Raw genomic sequence first — 14,426 nt, 5'->3', positions numbered from 1 at the left:
GAGAGAGCACGGGACTTAGGTTTTAATCCTGTGGATTACTTACCACGGGCTTCGATAACGGCCTGAGCAACGTTGTTCGGCGCATCATCATACTTCAGGAATTCCATAGTGTATGATGCACGACCTTTGGTCAGAGAACGCAGCTGAGTTGCATATCCGAACATTTCAGACAGCGGAACTTCAGCGTGGATCTTAACGCCAGTTACTTCGGATTCCTGACCACGCAGCATACCGCGACGACGGCTCAAGTCACCGATAACGTCACCGGTGTTCTCTTCCGGAGTTTCTACTTCAACCTTCATGATTGGCTCAAGCAGAACTGGTTTTGCTTTCTTAAAGCCTTCTTTAAAGGCAATAGACGCAGCCAGTTTAAACGCCAGTTCAGAGGAGTCAACGTCGTGGTAAGAACCGAAGTGCAGACGAACACCCATGTCTACAACCGGGTAACCAGCCAGAGGACCAGCTTTCAGCTGCTCCTGGATACCTTTATCAACGGCAGGGATGTATTCGCCAGGAATTACACCACCTTTGATGTCGTTGATGAACTCGTAACCTTTAGGGTTAGAGCCCGGCTCCAGTGGGTACATGTCGATCACAACGTGACCGTACTGACCGCGACCACCAGACTGCTTAGCGTGTTTACCTTCAACATCGGTAACTTTCGCGCGAATCGCTTCGCGGTAAGCAACCTGAGGTTTACCCACGTTCGCTTCAACGTTGAATTCACGCTTCATACGGTCAACGATGATGTCCAGGTGCAGTTCACCCATACCAGCGATGATGGTCTGGTTAGATTCTTCATCAGTCCATACGCGGAATGATGGGTCTTCTTTCGCCAGACGGCCCAGAGCCAGACCCATTTTTTCCTGGTCAGCTTTGGTTTTTGGTTCAACCGCGATGGAGATTACCGGCTCAGGGAATTCCATACGCTCCAGAATGATCGGGTGATCCGGGTCACACAGGGTGTCACCAGTAGTCACGTCTTTCAGACCGATAGCAGCAGCGATGTCGCCCGCACGAACTTCTTTGATCTCTTCACGTTTGTTAGCGTGCATCTGTACGATACGGCCAAAACGTTCACGCGCCGATTTCACGGAGTTCAGGATGGTGTCACCGGAGTTAACCACACCAGAGTAAACGCGGAAGAAGGTCAGGTTACCCACGAATGGGTCGGTAGCAATTTTGAACGCCAGCGCAGAGAACGGCTCGTCATCACTTGCGTGACGCTCAGCCGGAGTATCTTTACCGTCGTCCAGGATGCCGTTGATCGCAGGAACGTCAACCGGGGATGGCAGGTAGTCAACTACCGCATCCAGCATTGCCTGAACACCTTTGTTCTTGAACGCAGAACCACAGGTTACCAGGATGATTTCGTTGTTCAGAACACGCTGACGCAGAGCAGATTTGATCTCTTGCTCAGTCAGTTCTTCACCACCCAGGTATTTCTCCATCAGCTCTTCAGAAGCTTCTGCTGCGGATTCGATCAGGTTCTGGTGCCATTCGTCAGCCAGGTCCTGCATCTCTGCCGGGATATCTTCGTATTCGAAGGTAACGCCCGCATCTGCTTCGTTCCAGTTGATGGCTTTCATTTTCACCAGGTCGATAACACCGGTGAAGCCTTCTTCAGCACCAATTGCCAGCTGAAGCGGAACAGGGTTCGCGCCCAGACGGGTTTTGATCTGGCCAACAACTTTCAGGAAGTTAGCACCCATACGGTCCATTTTGTTAACGAACGCGATGCGTGGAACTTTATATTTGTTAGCCTGACGCCATACGGTTTCAGACTGTGGCTGAACACCACCAACTGCGCAATAAACCATTACCGCGCCGTCAAGAACACGCATGGAACGTTCTACTTCGATGGTGAAGTCAACGTGCCCTGGGGTGTCGATGATGTTTACGCGATGCGGTTCGTACTGCTTAGCCATACCTGACCAGAAAGCAGTAGTCGCTGCGGAGGTGATAGTAATACCACGCTCCTGCTCCTGTTCCATCCAGTCCATGGTGGCTGCGCCGTCATGAACTTCACCGATTTTATGGTTTACACCGGTGTAGAACAGAATACGTTCGGTAGTAGTGGTTTTACCGGCGTCGATGTGCGCACTGATACCGATGTTACGGTAGCGTGCGATGGGTGTTGTACGAGCCATTTGATTCCTCGTTTATATCTTTAGGCGTTCAGTTAAGTTACCCAGAGCGGGCGGCTTCTCTGAAGCGCCCGCCTGGTGACTACGACTCCGAAGGGATTACCAACGGTAGTGTGCGAACGCCTTGTTGGCTTCTGCCATACGGTGAACGTCTTCACGTTTCTTAACTGCAGTACCTTTGTTTTCTGCAGCATCAGAAAGTTCGTTCGCCAGACGCAGAGCCATGGATTTATCACCGCGTTTACGAGCAGCTTCAACGATCCAACGCATTGCCAGAGCATTACGACGAACCGGACGAACTTCAACTGGAACCTGATAAGTAGAACCACCAACGCGGCGAGACTTAACTTCTACAGTCGGGCGCACGTTGTCGAGAGCGACTTCGAAAGCTTCCAGTTCATTTTTACCAGAACGCTGAGCCAGGGTCTCCAGCGCGCTGTATACGATTGCTTCTGCAGTAGATTTTTTACCATCTACCATCAGGATATTTACAAATTTTGCCAGCAGTTCTGATCCGAATTTCGGATCTGGAAGAATTTTACGCTGACCAATGACGCGACGACGTGGCATGGGATTACTCCGTTGTTAATTCAGGATTGTCCAAAACTCTACGAGTTTAGTTTGACATTAAGATAAATCAGTTTGGCCTTACTTAACGGAGAACCATTAAGCCTTAGGACGCTTCACGCCGTACTTGGAGCGAGCCTGCTTACGGTCTTTAACACCTGAGCAGTCCAGCGCACCACGAACGGTGTGGTAACGAACACCCGGAAGGTCTTTAACACGACCGCCACGGATCAGGATCACGGAGTGCTCCTGAAGGTTGTGACCTTCACCACCGATGTAGGAAGTCACTTCGAAACCGTTAGTCAAACGCACACGGCATACTTTACGCAGTGCGGAGTTTGGTTTTTTAGGAGTGGTGGTATATACACGAGTACATACGCCACGTTTCTGCGGGCAGGCTTCCAGCGCAGGCACGTTGCTTTTTGCAACTTTGCGTGCACGTGGTTTGCGTACCAGCTGGTTAACTGTTGCCATTAAATAGCTCCTGGTTTTAGCTTTTGCTTCGTAAACACGTAATAAAACGACCTCATACAATATGAGGACGCGAAATTTTAGGGCTACGTCGAAAAGGTGTCAAGAAATATACAGCGATCTCAAATCACCAGTTCATTTGACTGGCGTGCGTCACAGTAAGATTGACGAAATCAGTATAGCCAACCACGTCAATTTTGGCTGAAATTTGACCAGAAAGACCCCGCGCATCCAGATCCTCTTTAAGCGCAGAGACTGTTATGGGGGCATTAGCGAGGATTTCAACAAAACGGCTGCCATCAAGCGCCGCGAGCACGCCATCCTGAATCAGCAGCAGATCATCGCCTTCGCGCAGCATGCTCAGTAACGTGTCGATATCGCATTGCCACGGTGAACGGCTCAGGGTATGGAGCATGATAGCCTCAGAAAGTCAGAACGGTATCGTAGTGAGAAAGTTGTTCGCGCAGCGCAGAAGATGTCAGGATCGTCACGTCCAGCACGAACGGTATTTTCTCATTTAACCCACGAGCGGCCAGCGAGTCGGCGCACACATAGAAGGTTTCAATGTCATAGAGCGGCAGAACTTTAAAGGTCGCAATGTAGTCGCGCGCAAGAATGGCCTGCGGTTGTTGGCCTGCCAGAAGCTGGAATACGCCATCGCCTAAAAAGAAGACGCCAATATCTTCGGTTAAAGCCGAGGTCGCGAGCAATGCATCCAGCCCTTCCCGGCCTGAAGCGCTGCCATGCGGGGCAGAAGTAAAAACAAACGCTACGCGCTTCATCAAAATTGCACCACTCTGTCGCAGGTCAACGCCGCCTGTGCTAATGCGCCTAATCCGCTGAGCGAAAAGCCCGGTTGCAGGTTAGCCCCTGCCAGACCAAGGCGTTCGGCTTCAGTCGCATCCGTCACGCCGCGACGCAGTGCCGCCGCGACGCAGATATGCAGGTCGACGCCCTGCGTTTCGTTTAATTTTTGCCAGGCGCGCACAAGGTCAAACTCATCGCTCGCCGGGGACGTAAACTGGTTCGCGTTATAGACCCCTTCACGATAGAAGAAGACGCTTGCCAGTTCATGACCGGAATCAAGCAGCGCATGGGCAAACTGTAGCGCGCTGCTGGCCTGCTGGGTACCGTACGCCGGGCCCGTCACCATTAACGCAAAACGCATTACTTGTCTTGCCCCAGGAAGTCGCCGCTTTTGAACTGGCGAATATAGAGGTAAACCGTGTGTTTGGAGATATTCAGGCGATCGGCCACCTGGTTGATGGCATCTTTGATATCAAAAATCCCTTTCTCATAGAGGTTCAGGACGATCTGACGATTCTTGGCGTTGTTGGATACGTTGCGATCGGCATTCACCTCTTCAATGGTGAACTCCAGCGTCTGTGTCACGAGATCCTCAACAGAAGAGGCAAAGTTCACCGATGAGCCCACGTCCGGCGTTTCTGGCGGAATGAAAGTGCTCATGATTTGCGAGAATGGCACATCAAGGTTCATGTTGATGCACAGCAAACCGATTACCCGGTGTTCGCGGTTTCGAATCGCGATAGTTTCTGATTTCATCAGCACGCCGCTTTTGGCGCGGGTGAAATAGCATTTTGAGACGCTGCTGTCCGCGCCGGTCATGTCATGCAACATACGCAATGCAAGGTCGGTGATTGGCGAACCAATTTTACGGCCAGTGTGCTCACCATTCGCAATGCGGATAGCGGAACACTTAAGATCTTGCAGGGAATGCAATACGATTTCGCAGTGGGAACCAATGAGCATCGCTAACCCGTCCACTACCGCTTCGTAGGATTTCAGAATATCGAAGTCGGTCTGGTCAAATGGACGTTGATCCAGCAAATCAAGTTCACTGGTTTCGTTGGTTAAAAGCGACCTGGACATGAAAAAAACACTCCTTTTCAGGAGCCTGTCGTTAGGTTTTCAGGGCAGGCTCATTATCTACACGGACAACTAAATTAATACAGCGTGTATAACGCTTTCCAGTGTTAATTATATCTGCCCCACAATAAAAAAACCGCCGCCTGTAAAGGCGGCGGTTTTTTTCAGCATTACTTCTTAGCTGCTGCGGCTTTGTCGTCAGCCGGTGCGTCTGTTTTCGCATCCGCTTTCGGCGCCGGTTTGATGTCCAGCAGTTCTACATCAAATACCAGCGTAGAGTTAGCCGGGATACCCGGAACGCCGGTTTTGCCGTAAGCCAGATCCGGTGGGATGACCAGCTTGATTTTACCGCCTTTCTTGATGTTCTTCAGGCCTTCGGTCCAGCCCGGGATCACACCGTCCAGACGGAAGGAGAGAGGCTCACCGCGAGTGTAAGAGTTATCGAACTCTTTACCGTCGATCAGCGTACCTTTGTAGTTAACTACAACGGTGTCGCTGTCTTTAGGCGCGTCGCCGGTACCTTCTTTCTCAACTTTATAGATCAGGCCTGTAGAAGACGTTTTAACGCCTTTCTCTTTAGCGAACTTATCGCGGTAGGCTTTGCCTTTCGCTTCGTTATCTTTAGCGTCTGCTTCCATCTTGGTCTGAGCGGCGCTTTTCACGCGCGCTTCAAACGCTTGCAGAGTCTGCTCGATTTCTTGGTCAGACAGTTTGCTCTTGTCTGCGAACGCATCCTGAACCCCTGCGATCAGCTGGTTTTTGTCCAGTTTGATGCCCAGTTTCTCTTGTTCTTTCAGAGAGTTTTCCATGTAACGGCCCAGAGACGCGCCAAGTGCGTAGGCGGATTTCTGGTCGTCATTCTTGAATGCCGCTTTGCTGTCTGTAGTCGCAGCAGGCTTCGCAGCAGTATCAGCAGCGAAAGACAGCGGCGCATTGAGCGCTACAGCCATAGTGGTCGCCAGCAGCGTAACTTTAAACAGTGATTTCATCCATATCTCCAGGACCTGAGGTCTCTCACCCCAGTGTTAAACGTAAATGAGTGACGTACTATAAAACGTTGTGGAAGAAATCTACAGACAGACTCCCCCGAATGTCGCTTCTTTTCAGACTATTTTTGTTTAAATAAGTTTCTTGTCAGGGAGATGGATACTGTACTTAAGGAAAAAGTCAGATAAACTTCGCCGCCGCTGGTCCATTATGGCGCATGAGAGATAAACGAGGTGAATGATGAAGGATACAACGATCGAAGCGAGACTGGCTGAGCTGGAAAGCCGCCTGGCTTTTCAGGACATCACCATCGAAGAACTGAACCAGACCGTGACGGCTCATGAGCTTGAAATGGCAAAAATGCGCGATTTGATGCGACTTCTCACTGAAAAAGTGAAGGCAACGCAGTCGTCGCACATCGCCTCTCAGGCTGAAGAGACGCCACCACCTCATTATTGAGGCGTAAAAAAAGCGGGATTATCCCGCTTTTTTATTTTCCGCAGTACGGAATCAGTGGCAGCCGCAGCCGCCGTTACCGCAACCACCTTTACCGTGGCCGTGGTCATGACCATGATCGTGGCCGTGACCACCGCAGCAGCCGTCGTGGCCGTGATCGTGGTCATGGTCGTGACCGTGCGCACCATGAACGTGGCCATGAGCCAGCTCTTCTTCGGTCGCTTCACGGATAGCAACAACTTCTACGTTGAACTTCAGGTTCTGACCAGCCAGCATGTGGTTGCCGTCAACCACAACGTGGTCGTCTTCAACTTCTGTGATTTCAACCGGAACCGGACCCTGGTCAGTTTCAGCCAGGAAGCGCATGCCAACCTGCAACTCGTCAACGCCCATGAACACGTCTTTAGGAACGCGCTGAACCAGGTTGTCATCATACTGACCGTAAGCGTCGTTCGCGCCGACAGCAACGTCGAATTTGTCGCCAACTTCATGACCTTCCAGCGCCGTTTCCAGGCCGGAAATCAGGGAACCGTGACCATGCAGGTAGTCCAGCGGCGCACTCACCGGAGACTCATCAACCAACACACCGTCTTCTGTACGTACCTGATAGGCCAGGCTGACCACCAGGTCTTTTGCTACTTTCATGATATCTCCTGAGCGTGGGAAAATTGCTGGCGCAGATTGTAGCGGAATTCTGCACCCGTGTACCCTTAAGCTTAAAAAAACTCAGAGCATATCGCTAGTCTGGATGAAAAATGCCGATCACTTGCTCTTCTTTGCGAACGTGATCGCGGGCTTCTTTGTCGGCCTCACGCATCTGGTGACCGCACTTAACACATTCAACAATATCGATATTATTCTCCCGCCACATGGCCAGCGTATCTTGCGCCTGGCAGGACGGGCATTTTGCGCCCGCGATAAAGCGTTTACGTAAAGCCATCTTTCGTTACCCTTTATTCAAATTCATCCCAGCCGTCGAGCTGGCGTCGTTCCTGTTGCATCTCACGCTGGAAGATCTCCTCCAGTTCGCGACGCGCTTCCCGCACGCGGGAGATCTGCGCCGTGTCGCTGTGCACGGGCATCAGTTCACGCAGCATTCGCATATCCAGCCGGCGGAAATGCATCTGGGCACGTTGCGCCTGGTGAGGATGCATACCCAGCGAAACCAGCGCCTTGCGCCCCAGCTCTAGCGCGCTGGAGAAGGTTTCGCGGGAGAAGTGTTTCACACCCGCCTGCAAAAGTTCGTGAGCCTCAACACGTCCGCGCGCACGCGCCAGAATATGCAGATGTGGGAAATGCTGCTGGCACAGCTCCACCAGCTTCATTGTGTCTTCCGGATCGTTACAGGTGATGACGATGGACTCCGCAGCCTCTGCGCCCGCCGAGCGCAACAGCTCAAGCTGCGTCGCATCCCCGTAGTACACCTTATAACCATATTTGCGCATCAGGTTGACGGCGCTGATATCGCGCTCCAGCACCGTAATGCGCATTTTATTTGCCATCAACAGGCGACCAATCACCTGTCCGAAGCGGCCAAAGCCCACGACGATCACCTGCGGTTTATCATCTTCCACCCACGGCGCTTCGTCTTCATCGTCTGCGGGATTCAGGCGGCGCGACAGCAGTTTGTCCACCAGCTTCATCAGCAGCGGCGTGGTCATCATCGACAGCGTGACCGTCACCAGTAGCAGCGCCATCTGGTCATCTTTGAACAGCTTCTGAGACGACGCAGTGGAAAACAGCACAAACGCAAACTCTCCGCCCTGACTTAACACGCTGGAAAACTGCATCCTTTCCGAGCTGCGCAGCCCGTAAATCCGCGCGAGGAGATACAGCACCAGCGTTTTGACCGCCACCAGCACGGCGACACTCGCAATAACCCACAGCAGATGGGTATAGAGCACGCCAAGATTAAGCGCCATACCCACCGAGATAAAGAACAGCCCTAACAGCAGCCCCTTAAACGGATCGATGGCGGTCTCCAGCTCGTGGCGGTACTCGCTTTCCGCAAGCAGCACCCCGGCGATAAACGTCCCGAGCGCCATCGACAGCCCCAGCGCATCCATAAACAGCGCTGAACCAAGCACCAGCAGCAGCGTTGCGGCGGTGAAGACCTCGCGTACGCCGGATGCCGCAATAAATCGGAACACTGGACGCAGTAAAAACCGTCCGCCGATCAGCATCCCCGCGAAGGCCAGCACCTTCATGGAGATCTTCATCCAGTCGAAATGATCGTCTCCGGAGCCTGCCAGCAGCGGCACCAGCGCCAGCGCCGGGATCACCGCTAAATCCTGGAACAGCAGCACCGAAAAGCCCAGTTGCCCCGCCTCGTTGCGGTTCATCCCTTTGTCGCGCATCAGCTGAAGCGCCATCGCCGTCGAAGACATCGCAAGACCGATCCCGCCAATCACCGCGGCCTGCCAGGAAAACTGCGTCAGCATCAGCAGGCCCGCCAGAATGGCGGCGCTGAGCAACACCTGCGCCGCCCCGACGCCAAAAATAGATTGCCGCAGTTGCCACAGCTTGGACGGATTAAGCTCAAGCCCGATGATAAACATCAGGAACACCACGCCCAGCTCGGAGAAGTGGAGAATTTCATCCACATCGCTGATAAACCCAAGCCCCCAGGGACCAATGGCTATCCCCGCCAGCAAATAGCCCAGCACCGCGCCAATGCCGAGACGCGCGGCAAGGGGGACCGCGACGACGGCGGCAAACAAAAACAGCACCCCGGCGAGGAGTAAATTCGAACCGTCCATTAGCGTCCTCCCGCCGGAATCGGTGACGCCAGCCATTCGCCATAGGCCCTGGCATGGCTCGCCAGCGCTTTCGGATCCTGCCGCCGTGCCCAGTAGATAATAATCGGGCTCATCCAGTGCATACGGCACATCGCCGCCGTCAGCTCAAACGGCCGCAGAATGTCGCTCATGGGGTAACGGTTCAGCCCGTCGTGACGGTAAGCGCTTTCCGGCTCACCGGTGGTGATGACACTCCGCCAGTACTTTCCCGCCAGCTGGTTGCCCCCCACCCCGCTGGAAAAGCCCCGGCTCAGCACGCGGTCCAGCCACTCTTTCAGCAGCGCCGGACAGCTATAGGTATAAAGCGGATGCTGGAACACAATCACGTCGTGCTGACGCAGCAGTTCCTGCTCGTAAGGAATATCAATAAAGAAATCGGGGTAGTGCGCGTAGAGATCGTGCACCGTTACGTTACTGAGCTGTGTGGCCGGCTTAAGCAGCACCCGGTTTGCCACCGAGTCCTGTGATTCCGGATGGGCATACAGCAGCAGCACTTTCGCTGTCTGAGACATCACTCCCCTCCCGGTTCTGTTTTTGTGTATTGTTGTCGTTTTGGGCTACCATGGCGGCCCGGTGGGGAAATTGGCCCACACCTTACATTATCATAATGACAAATTAACATAGTCGGAACATACGGCGCTTCTATGATTGTTTTCTCCTCGTTACAAATTCGTCGCGGCGTGCGCGTCCTGCTGGATAACGCGACTGCTACCATCAACCCGGGCCAGAAAGTGGGGCTGGTCGGCAAAAACGGCTGCGGTAAATCCACCCTGCTGGCACTGCTGAAAAACGAGATAAGCGCGGATGGCGGGAACTTTACCTTCCCGGGCAACTGGCAGCTCGCCTGGGTAAACCAGGAGACCCCCGCGCTGAGCGAACCGGCGCTCGACTATGTTATCGACGGCGACCGTGAATACCGCAAGCTCGAAGCGGAGCTCAACGCCGCCAACGAACGCAACGACGGCCACGCCATCGCCACCGTCCACGGCAAGCTGGACGCCATCGACGCCTGGACCATTCGCTCCCGCGCCTCCAGCCTGCTGCACGGCCTGGGCTTCAGCAACGAACAGCTTGAACGCCCGGTGAGCGATTTCTCGGGTGGCTGGCGTATGCGCCTTAACCTGGCGCAGGCGCTGATCTGCCGCTCTGACCTCCTGCTGCTCGATGAACCGACCAACCACCTCGATCTCGATGCGGTTATTTGGCTGGAGAAGTGGCTCAAGAGCTATCAGGGCACTCTGATTCTGATCTCCCACGACCGCGACTTCCTCGACCCGGTGGTGGATAAAATCATTCATATCGAACAGCAAAGCCTGTTCGAGTACACCGGCAACTACAGCTCTTTCGAGCGCCAGCGCGCGACGCGCCTCGCCCAGCAGCAGGCGATGTATGAAAGCCAGCAGCAGCGCGTGGCGCACCTGCAAAGCTTTGTGGATCGCTTCAAGGCCAAGGCGTCAAAAGCCAAGCAGGCGCAGAGCCGCGTCAAAATGCTGGAACGCATGGAGATGATCGCCCCCGCGCACGTGGATAACCCGTTCCACTTCAGCTTCCGCGAGCCGGAGAGCCTGCCGAACCCGCTGCTGAAGATGGAAAAAGTGAGCGCGGGCTATGGCGATCGCATTATTCTCGACTCTATCAAGCTCAACCTGGTGCCGGGTTCACGCATCGGTCTGCTGGGGCGTAACGGCGCCGGTAAATCGACGCTGATCAAGCTGCTGGCGGGCGAGCTTAACCCGGTCAGCGGCGAAATCGGGCTGGCGAAGGGCATCAAGCTTGGCTACTTCGCCCAGCATCAGCTGGAATTTTTACGCGCCGATGAATCGCCGATCCAGCACCTGGCGCGCCTGGCGCCGCAGGAGATGGAGCAGAAGCTGCGCGACTACCTCGGCGGCTTTGGCTTCCAGGGCGATAAGGTGACTGAAAATACAGCGCGTTTCTCCGGCGGCGAAAAAGCGCGTCTGGTGCTGGCGCTGATCGTCTGGCAGCGTCCAAACCTGCTGCTGCTCGATGAACCGACCAACCACCTCGATCTCGACATGCGTCAGGCGCTGACCGAAGCGCTGATCGAGTTCGAAGGGGCGCTGGTTGTCGTTTCGCACGATCGCCACCTGGTCCGCTCCACCACCGACGATCTCTATCTGGTTCACGGCGGCAAAGTGGAACCGTTCGACGGCGATCTGGAAGATTACCAGCAGTGGCTGACGGACGTGCAGAAGCAGGAAAACCAGCCGGAAGAGTCAGCGAAAGACAACGCCAACAGCGCCCAGGCGCGTAAAGACCAGAAGCGCCGTGAAGCGGAACTGCGCACCCAGACTCAGCCGCTGCGTAAAGAGATTACCCGTCTCGAAAAAGAGATGGAAAAGCTTAACGCCACGCTTGCCGCCGTCGAAGAGAAGCTGGGCGACAGCGAACTGTACGATCAGAGCCGCAAAGCGGAGCTGACGGACTGTCTGCAAACGCAGGCGAAAACCAAATCCAGTCTCGAAGAGTGCGAAATGGCATGGCTGGACGCGCAGGAACAGCTGGAAGCGATGCTGCAAGCCGACTAACACGCCGGGAGGGTTATGGGCTTCGATACCACGAGCGAGATTACATTCCGTAAGCTCAGCATCTTCATGACGTTCATGGACAAGGGCAATATCGCACGTACCGCCGAAACGCTCGGCCTGAGCGGTGTCAGTGTTCACCGCGCGCTGCATACCCTCGAAGAGAACGTCCGCTGCCCGCTCTTTGCTCACAAAGGGCGTAACCTGATTGCCCTCCCCTCTGCGTGGACGCTGCTGGAGTATTGTCAGGAGGTGATGCAGGTGATGGAGCGCGGGCTGGAAGAGTCGCGCAAGATTGCCGGTATCGGCCAGGGACGGTTGCGCGTCGGTACGCTTTACTCGCTGACGCTGGAAACCGTGCCGCGCCTGATAATGGGCATGAAGCTGCGCCGTCCGGATCTGGAGATGGATCTGACGATGGGCTCGAACGAAACCCTGCTCCATATGCTGGATGAGGGTTCGCTGGATGCGATTTTAATCTCTATCTCCGAGAGCGATATCGACCGTAACAGCCTCGAAGTGCTGCCCCTGTTCCATGACGATATTTTCCTTGCCGCACCGGCCTCTGCCACGCTGAATACCAGCGGTCCCGCCGATCTGCGTGACTATAAAGATCAGAAGTTTGTCGCCCTCGCGGAAGGGTTCGCCACTTACGCCGGGTTTCAGGAAGCGTTTCATATTGCCGGTTTCGAGCCGGAGATTGTGACGCGGGTAAACGATATTTTCTCGATGCTGAGCCTGGTACAGGCGGGGGTCGGGTTTACGCTGATGCCGGGCAGGATGAAGAAAGTGTACGAAAATTCGGTGCAGCTACTGAAGCTGGCACAGCCGTACCAGATGCAGCAGCTGATTGCGATCGTCTTTGCCCGCAACCGCGAGCAGGATCCGAGCCTGCGAGCATTGGCCGCGGAAGGGCGGATGTACGCCAGAAGTTTGCAGGACGGAGCCTGAGGCCTTGCCGGGTGGCGACGCGTTGCGTCTTACCCGGCCTACAAAATAATACAACCGAACCCGTAGGCCCGGTAAGGCGCAGCCGCTACCGGGCAAAAAAACTCACGCACGAAGCCGCCCCGCCAGATGCACCGCCACGTCCACCCCGCTGCGCTCCAGCGAAATGGATTCGCCTTCCCACGCCGCCTGCCGCGTCAGGCAGGTTAATATGCCTCCCGGCGGCATCTCAATCGCCAGCCGCGCTTCACGCTCGTTAGCGGAAATCACCGCCTCCTGCCAGCGCACGGTTCGCGCCATGTTCATTGCCAGATCGTCGGCAATTTTCTCCGGCTGCCAGAGCACGCGTCCGGTACTGCCGCTCAGGTACGCGCAGCGGGGACGGGAAAGCGTGACCGATTCAAACGCCGCTGCCAGCTTCTTCGCCGGTTCCGCCAGCAGCGCGCAGTGCGATGGCACACTCACCGCCAGCCGTTTGGCCTTGCTTGCGCCCTTCGCCAGCGCGCGCTCCGCCACCTGCGCCATACCGTCATCGGTTCCGGCAATCACGATCTGCGTTTCGGCGTTCAGGTTAGCGATATAGGTTCCAGTCCCCTGAATCAGGTTTTCCACCTGCGGCAGGGTCAACCCCATAATCGCCGTCAGGCCGTAGCCGTGCGGATACGCCTGCTCCATCAAATCACCGCGCAGCGCCACCAGCTTCAGCGCATCCGTAAAGTCCAGCGAGCCTGCGATAACCGCCGCAGGATAAGCGCCAATGGACAGACCGCTGACAATATCCGGCGACACGCCGCGACGTTCCAGCTCGCGCGCCCAGGCCACGCCGGCAATCAGCAGTGAAAGCTGAACCGCACGGGTGTGGGTTAACGAGGATGCGCTGTCCAGGGTATCGACTTCCGCCCCCAGCACAGCACGGGCCTGCTCCAGCTCCGTTCCCGGCAGGTTTTGCAGCATACCTTCGTGCTGTGTGCCCTGCCCCGGAAAGGTAAACAGTATTTTCATTACTCCTCCCTGTGCCATGGATCCGCTACCAGGCGCGGTCCACATTGCGTTTTTAGCAGCGTTTTGCCGTCGCGTAACCATTCTGCCAGCGCGAATCCGCCCTCGGGCGTGTCCACCTGCGTATCCGCCCGGCACAACGCACGGTTGAGCTGAGCCTGCCAGTCAGTAAACGCCTCAGGGGAAACGGTACGCGGGGCGCGGATCAGCAGATCGAGATCGCTGTCGGCGTGGATCACCGGAATGCCGGTCGCCAGCGCATAACCCGTACTGCCGGTTATCCCCCACGTCCACGGCCACGACTGCTGCGCAAGCTGAAGAGCCACCTGAACCGGCGGCTGAGTGACAAACGGCGAACGCAGCAGGTCGGCGGCAACGCTCAACTCTTCGGGCGACACCACGCGCAACACGTTCTCAGGCTTCACCCATCCGGCCGCCCGCTGGTCGCGGCGCAATCCGCGCACGCCAACGGGAATACGGCCTTCATTATCAACATCACGCCGCACCACTACCGGCAGCCCGGTATGCCAGGCCGCGTCTACCCAGGATTCGGTAATCCTTTCCAGGGCGTCGCGCGCGGTAAGCCAGATGAGGTCGTGTGGGCGTAATGTTGTGGTCAT

General features: G+C 55.4%; 17 protein-coding genes. 3 read left to right on the top strand and 14 right to left on the bottom strand.

The genetic code is table 11. The annotated features are described in order from the left end of the window. Positions 1 to 35: 35 nt before the first annotated feature. The 8 genes from fusA to fkpA all read right to left on the bottom strand — a co-directional run bounded on the left by fusA (position 36) and on the right by fkpA (position 6,061). Positions 36 to 2,150: an elongation factor G gene (gene fusA, locus AC4OVS_RS02055; protein WP_022649591.1), complete on the bottom strand. Its 2,115-nt coding sequence runs from the start codon at positions 2,148 to 2,150 to the stop codon at positions 36 to 38. Positions 2,151 to 2,246: 96 nt separating this feature from the next. Beyond that, on the bottom strand, positions 2,247 to 2,717 hold the full coding sequence (gene rpsG, locus AC4OVS_RS02050; RefSeq protein WP_003861706.1) for a 30S ribosomal protein S7: 471 nt from the start codon (positions 2,715 to 2,717) through the stop codon (positions 2,247 to 2,249). Between the two features lie 96 nt (positions 2,718 to 2,813). Then, positions 2,814 to 3,188 carry a 30S ribosomal protein S12 gene (gene rpsL / locus AC4OVS_RS02045; RefSeq protein WP_000246815.1) on the bottom strand — a complete coding sequence of 125 codons (375 nt, stop codon included), beginning with the start codon at positions 3,186 to 3,188 and terminating at the stop codon, positions 2,814 to 2,816. Positions 3,189 to 3,312: 124 nt separating this feature from the next. Then, entirely contained in the window at positions 3,313 to 3,600 is a 288-nt protein-coding gene (gene tusB / locus AC4OVS_RS02040; RefSeq protein ID WP_022649592.1) for a sulfurtransferase complex subunit TusB, read from the bottom strand. A gap of 7 nt (positions 3,601 to 3,607) precedes the next feature. Next, positions 3,608 to 3,967 (bottom strand): sulfurtransferase complex subunit TusC, encoded by a 360-nt coding sequence (tusC, locus tag AC4OVS_RS02035; RefSeq protein WP_023298759.1) that lies wholly within the window; start codon positions 3,965 to 3,967, stop codon positions 3,608 to 3,610. Then, positions 3,967 to 4,353, bottom strand: coding sequence for a sulfurtransferase complex subunit TusD (gene tusD, locus AC4OVS_RS02030; protein WP_491922152.1), 387 nt, complete (start codon positions 4,351 to 4,353; stop codon positions 3,967 to 3,969). Before tusD ends, tusC begins: the two co-directional genes overlap by 1 nt. Continuing rightward, the gene (locus AC4OVS_RS02025; protein WP_003861697.1) at positions 4,353 to 5,075 is read right to left on the bottom strand and encodes a helix-turn-helix transcriptional regulator; all 723 of its coding nucleotides are present in this window, start codon (positions 5,073 to 5,075) and stop codon (positions 4,353 to 4,355) included. The genes tusD and AC4OVS_RS02025 overlap by 1 nt, the downstream gene beginning before the upstream one ends. Before the next feature lie 167 nt (positions 5,076 to 5,242). Further along, a complete protein-coding gene (fkpA, locus tag AC4OVS_RS02020; protein WP_157508535.1) occupies positions 5,243 to 6,061 on the bottom strand; it encodes an FKBP-type peptidyl-prolyl cis-trans isomerase in 819 nt (272 codons plus the stop codon). Positions 6,062 to 6,299: 238 nt separating this feature from the next. On the opposite strand from fkpA, the gene AC4OVS_RS02015 reads away from it, so the two are divergent. Beyond that, positions 6,300 to 6,518: a protein SlyX gene (locus AC4OVS_RS02015; protein ID WP_023298761.1), complete on the top strand. Its 219-nt coding sequence runs from the start codon at positions 6,300 to 6,302 to the stop codon at positions 6,516 to 6,518. 51 nt (positions 6,519 to 6,569) lie between these two features. Here the strand turns inward: AC4OVS_RS02015 and slyD are convergent, their stop codons facing one another. The 4 genes from slyD to kefG all read right to left on the bottom strand — a co-directional run bounded on the left by slyD (position 6,570) and on the right by kefG (position 9,825). Beyond that, entirely contained in the window at positions 6,570 to 7,160 is a 591-nt protein-coding gene (gene slyD / locus AC4OVS_RS02010; protein ID WP_003861691.1) for a peptidylprolyl isomerase, read from the bottom strand. 94 nt (positions 7,161 to 7,254) lie between these two features. Continuing rightward, a complete protein-coding gene (locus AC4OVS_RS02005; RefSeq protein WP_022649597.1) occupies positions 7,255 to 7,455 on the bottom strand; it encodes a YheV family putative zinc ribbon protein in 201 nt (66 codons plus the stop codon). 13 nt (positions 7,456 to 7,468) lie between these two features. Continuing rightward, positions 7,469 to 9,274, bottom strand: coding sequence for a glutathione-regulated potassium-efflux system protein KefB (gene kefB / locus AC4OVS_RS02000; RefSeq protein ID WP_003861688.1), 1,806 nt, complete (start codon positions 9,272 to 9,274; stop codon positions 7,469 to 7,471). After that, positions 9,274 to 9,825: a glutathione-regulated potassium-efflux system ancillary protein KefG gene (gene kefG / locus AC4OVS_RS01995; RefSeq protein ID WP_003861686.1), complete on the bottom strand. Its 552-nt coding sequence runs from the start codon at positions 9,823 to 9,825 to the stop codon at positions 9,274 to 9,276. Before kefG ends, kefB begins: the two co-directional genes overlap by 1 nt. A gap of 132 nt (positions 9,826 to 9,957) precedes the next feature. Here kefG and AC4OVS_RS01990 point away from each other — a divergent pair, with 132 nt between their 5' ends. Beyond that, positions 9,958 to 11,862: an ABC transporter ATP-binding protein gene (locus tag AC4OVS_RS01990; RefSeq protein WP_491922151.1), complete on the top strand. Its 1,905-nt coding sequence runs from the start codon at positions 9,958 to 9,960 to the stop codon at positions 11,860 to 11,862. A gap of 15 nt (positions 11,863 to 11,877) precedes the next feature. Continuing rightward, on the top strand, positions 11,878 to 12,810 hold the full coding sequence (locus tag AC4OVS_RS01985) for a LysR substrate-binding domain-containing protein (RefSeq protein ID WP_022649599.1): 933 nt from the start codon (positions 11,878 to 11,880) through the stop codon (positions 12,808 to 12,810). Positions 12,811 to 12,912: 102 nt separating this feature from the next. Here AC4OVS_RS01985 and mdcH read toward each other — a convergent pair whose 3' ends face one another. Both mdcH and AC4OVS_RS01975 read right to left on the bottom strand, forming a co-directional pair. Continuing rightward, a complete protein-coding gene (gene mdcH, locus AC4OVS_RS01980) occupies positions 12,913 to 13,809 on the bottom strand; it encodes a malonate decarboxylase subunit epsilon (protein WP_022649600.1) in 897 nt (298 codons plus the stop codon). Further along, positions 13,809 to 14,426, bottom strand: coding sequence for a malonate decarboxylase holo-ACP synthase (locus AC4OVS_RS01975; RefSeq protein ID WP_491922150.1), 618 nt, complete (start codon positions 14,424 to 14,426; stop codon positions 13,809 to 13,811). Before AC4OVS_RS01975 ends, mdcH begins: the two co-directional genes overlap by 1 nt.

This window comes from Enterobacter sp. 4974935 (genome assembly GCF_058661735.1).
This window is presented reverse-complemented; position numbering and strand designations above follow the sequence as displayed.

Coding starts and splice junctions, on each gene's coding strand:
- fusA (WP_022649591.1), bottom strand. CDS start 2,150: ATGGCTCGTACAACACCCATCGCACGCTACCGTAACATCGGTATCAGT.
- rpsG (WP_003861706.1), bottom strand. CDS start 2,717: ATGCCACGTCGTCGCGTCATTGGTCAGCGTAAAATTCTTCCAGATCCG.
- rpsL (WP_000246815.1), bottom strand. CDS start 3,188: ATGGCAACAGTTAACCAGCTGGTACGCAAACCACGTGCACGCAAAGTT.
- tusB (WP_022649592.1), bottom strand. CDS start 3,600: ATGCTCCATACCCTGAGCCGTTCACCGTGGCAATGCGATATCGACACG.
- tusC (WP_023298759.1), bottom strand. CDS start 3,967: ATGAAGCGCGTAGCGTTTGTTTTTACTTCTGCCCCGCATGGCAGCGCT.
- tusD (WP_491922152.1), bottom strand. CDS start 4,353: ATGCGTTTTGCGTTAATGGTGACGGGCCCGGCGTACGGTACCCAGCAG.
- AC4OVS_RS02025 (WP_003861697.1), bottom strand. CDS start 5,075: ATGTCCAGGTCGCTTTTAACCAACGAAACCAGTGAACTTGATTTGCTG.
- fkpA (WP_157508535.1), bottom strand. CDS start 6,061: ATGAAATCACTGTTTAAAGTTACGCTGCTGGCGACCACTATGGCTGTA.
- AC4OVS_RS02015 (WP_023298761.1), top strand. CDS start 6,300: ATGAAGGATACAACGATCGAAGCGAGACTGGCTGAGCTGGAAAGCCGC.
- slyD (WP_003861691.1), bottom strand. CDS start 7,160: ATGAAAGTAGCAAAAGACCTGGTGGTCAGCCTGGCCTATCAGGTACGT.
- AC4OVS_RS02005 (WP_022649597.1), bottom strand. CDS start 7,455: ATGGCTTTACGTAAACGCTTTATCGCGGGCGCAAAATGCCCGTCCTGC.
- kefB (WP_003861688.1), bottom strand. CDS start 9,274: ATGGACGGTTCGAATTTACTCCTCGCCGGGGTGCTGTTTTTGTTTGCC.
- kefG (WP_003861686.1), bottom strand. CDS start 9,825: ATGTCTCAGACAGCGAAAGTGCTGCTGCTGTATGCCCATCCGGAATCA.
- AC4OVS_RS01990 (WP_491922151.1), top strand. CDS start 9,958: ATGATTGTTTTCTCCTCGTTACAAATTCGTCGCGGCGTGCGCGTCCTG.
- AC4OVS_RS01985 (WP_022649599.1), top strand. CDS start 11,878: ATGGGCTTCGATACCACGAGCGAGATTACATTCCGTAAGCTCAGCATC.
- mdcH (WP_022649600.1), bottom strand. CDS start 13,809: ATGAAAATACTGTTTACCTTTCCGGGGCAGGGCACACAGCACGAAGGT.
- AC4OVS_RS01975 (WP_491922150.1), bottom strand. CDS start 14,426: ATGACCACAACATTACGCCCACACGACCTCATCTGGCTTACCGCGCGC.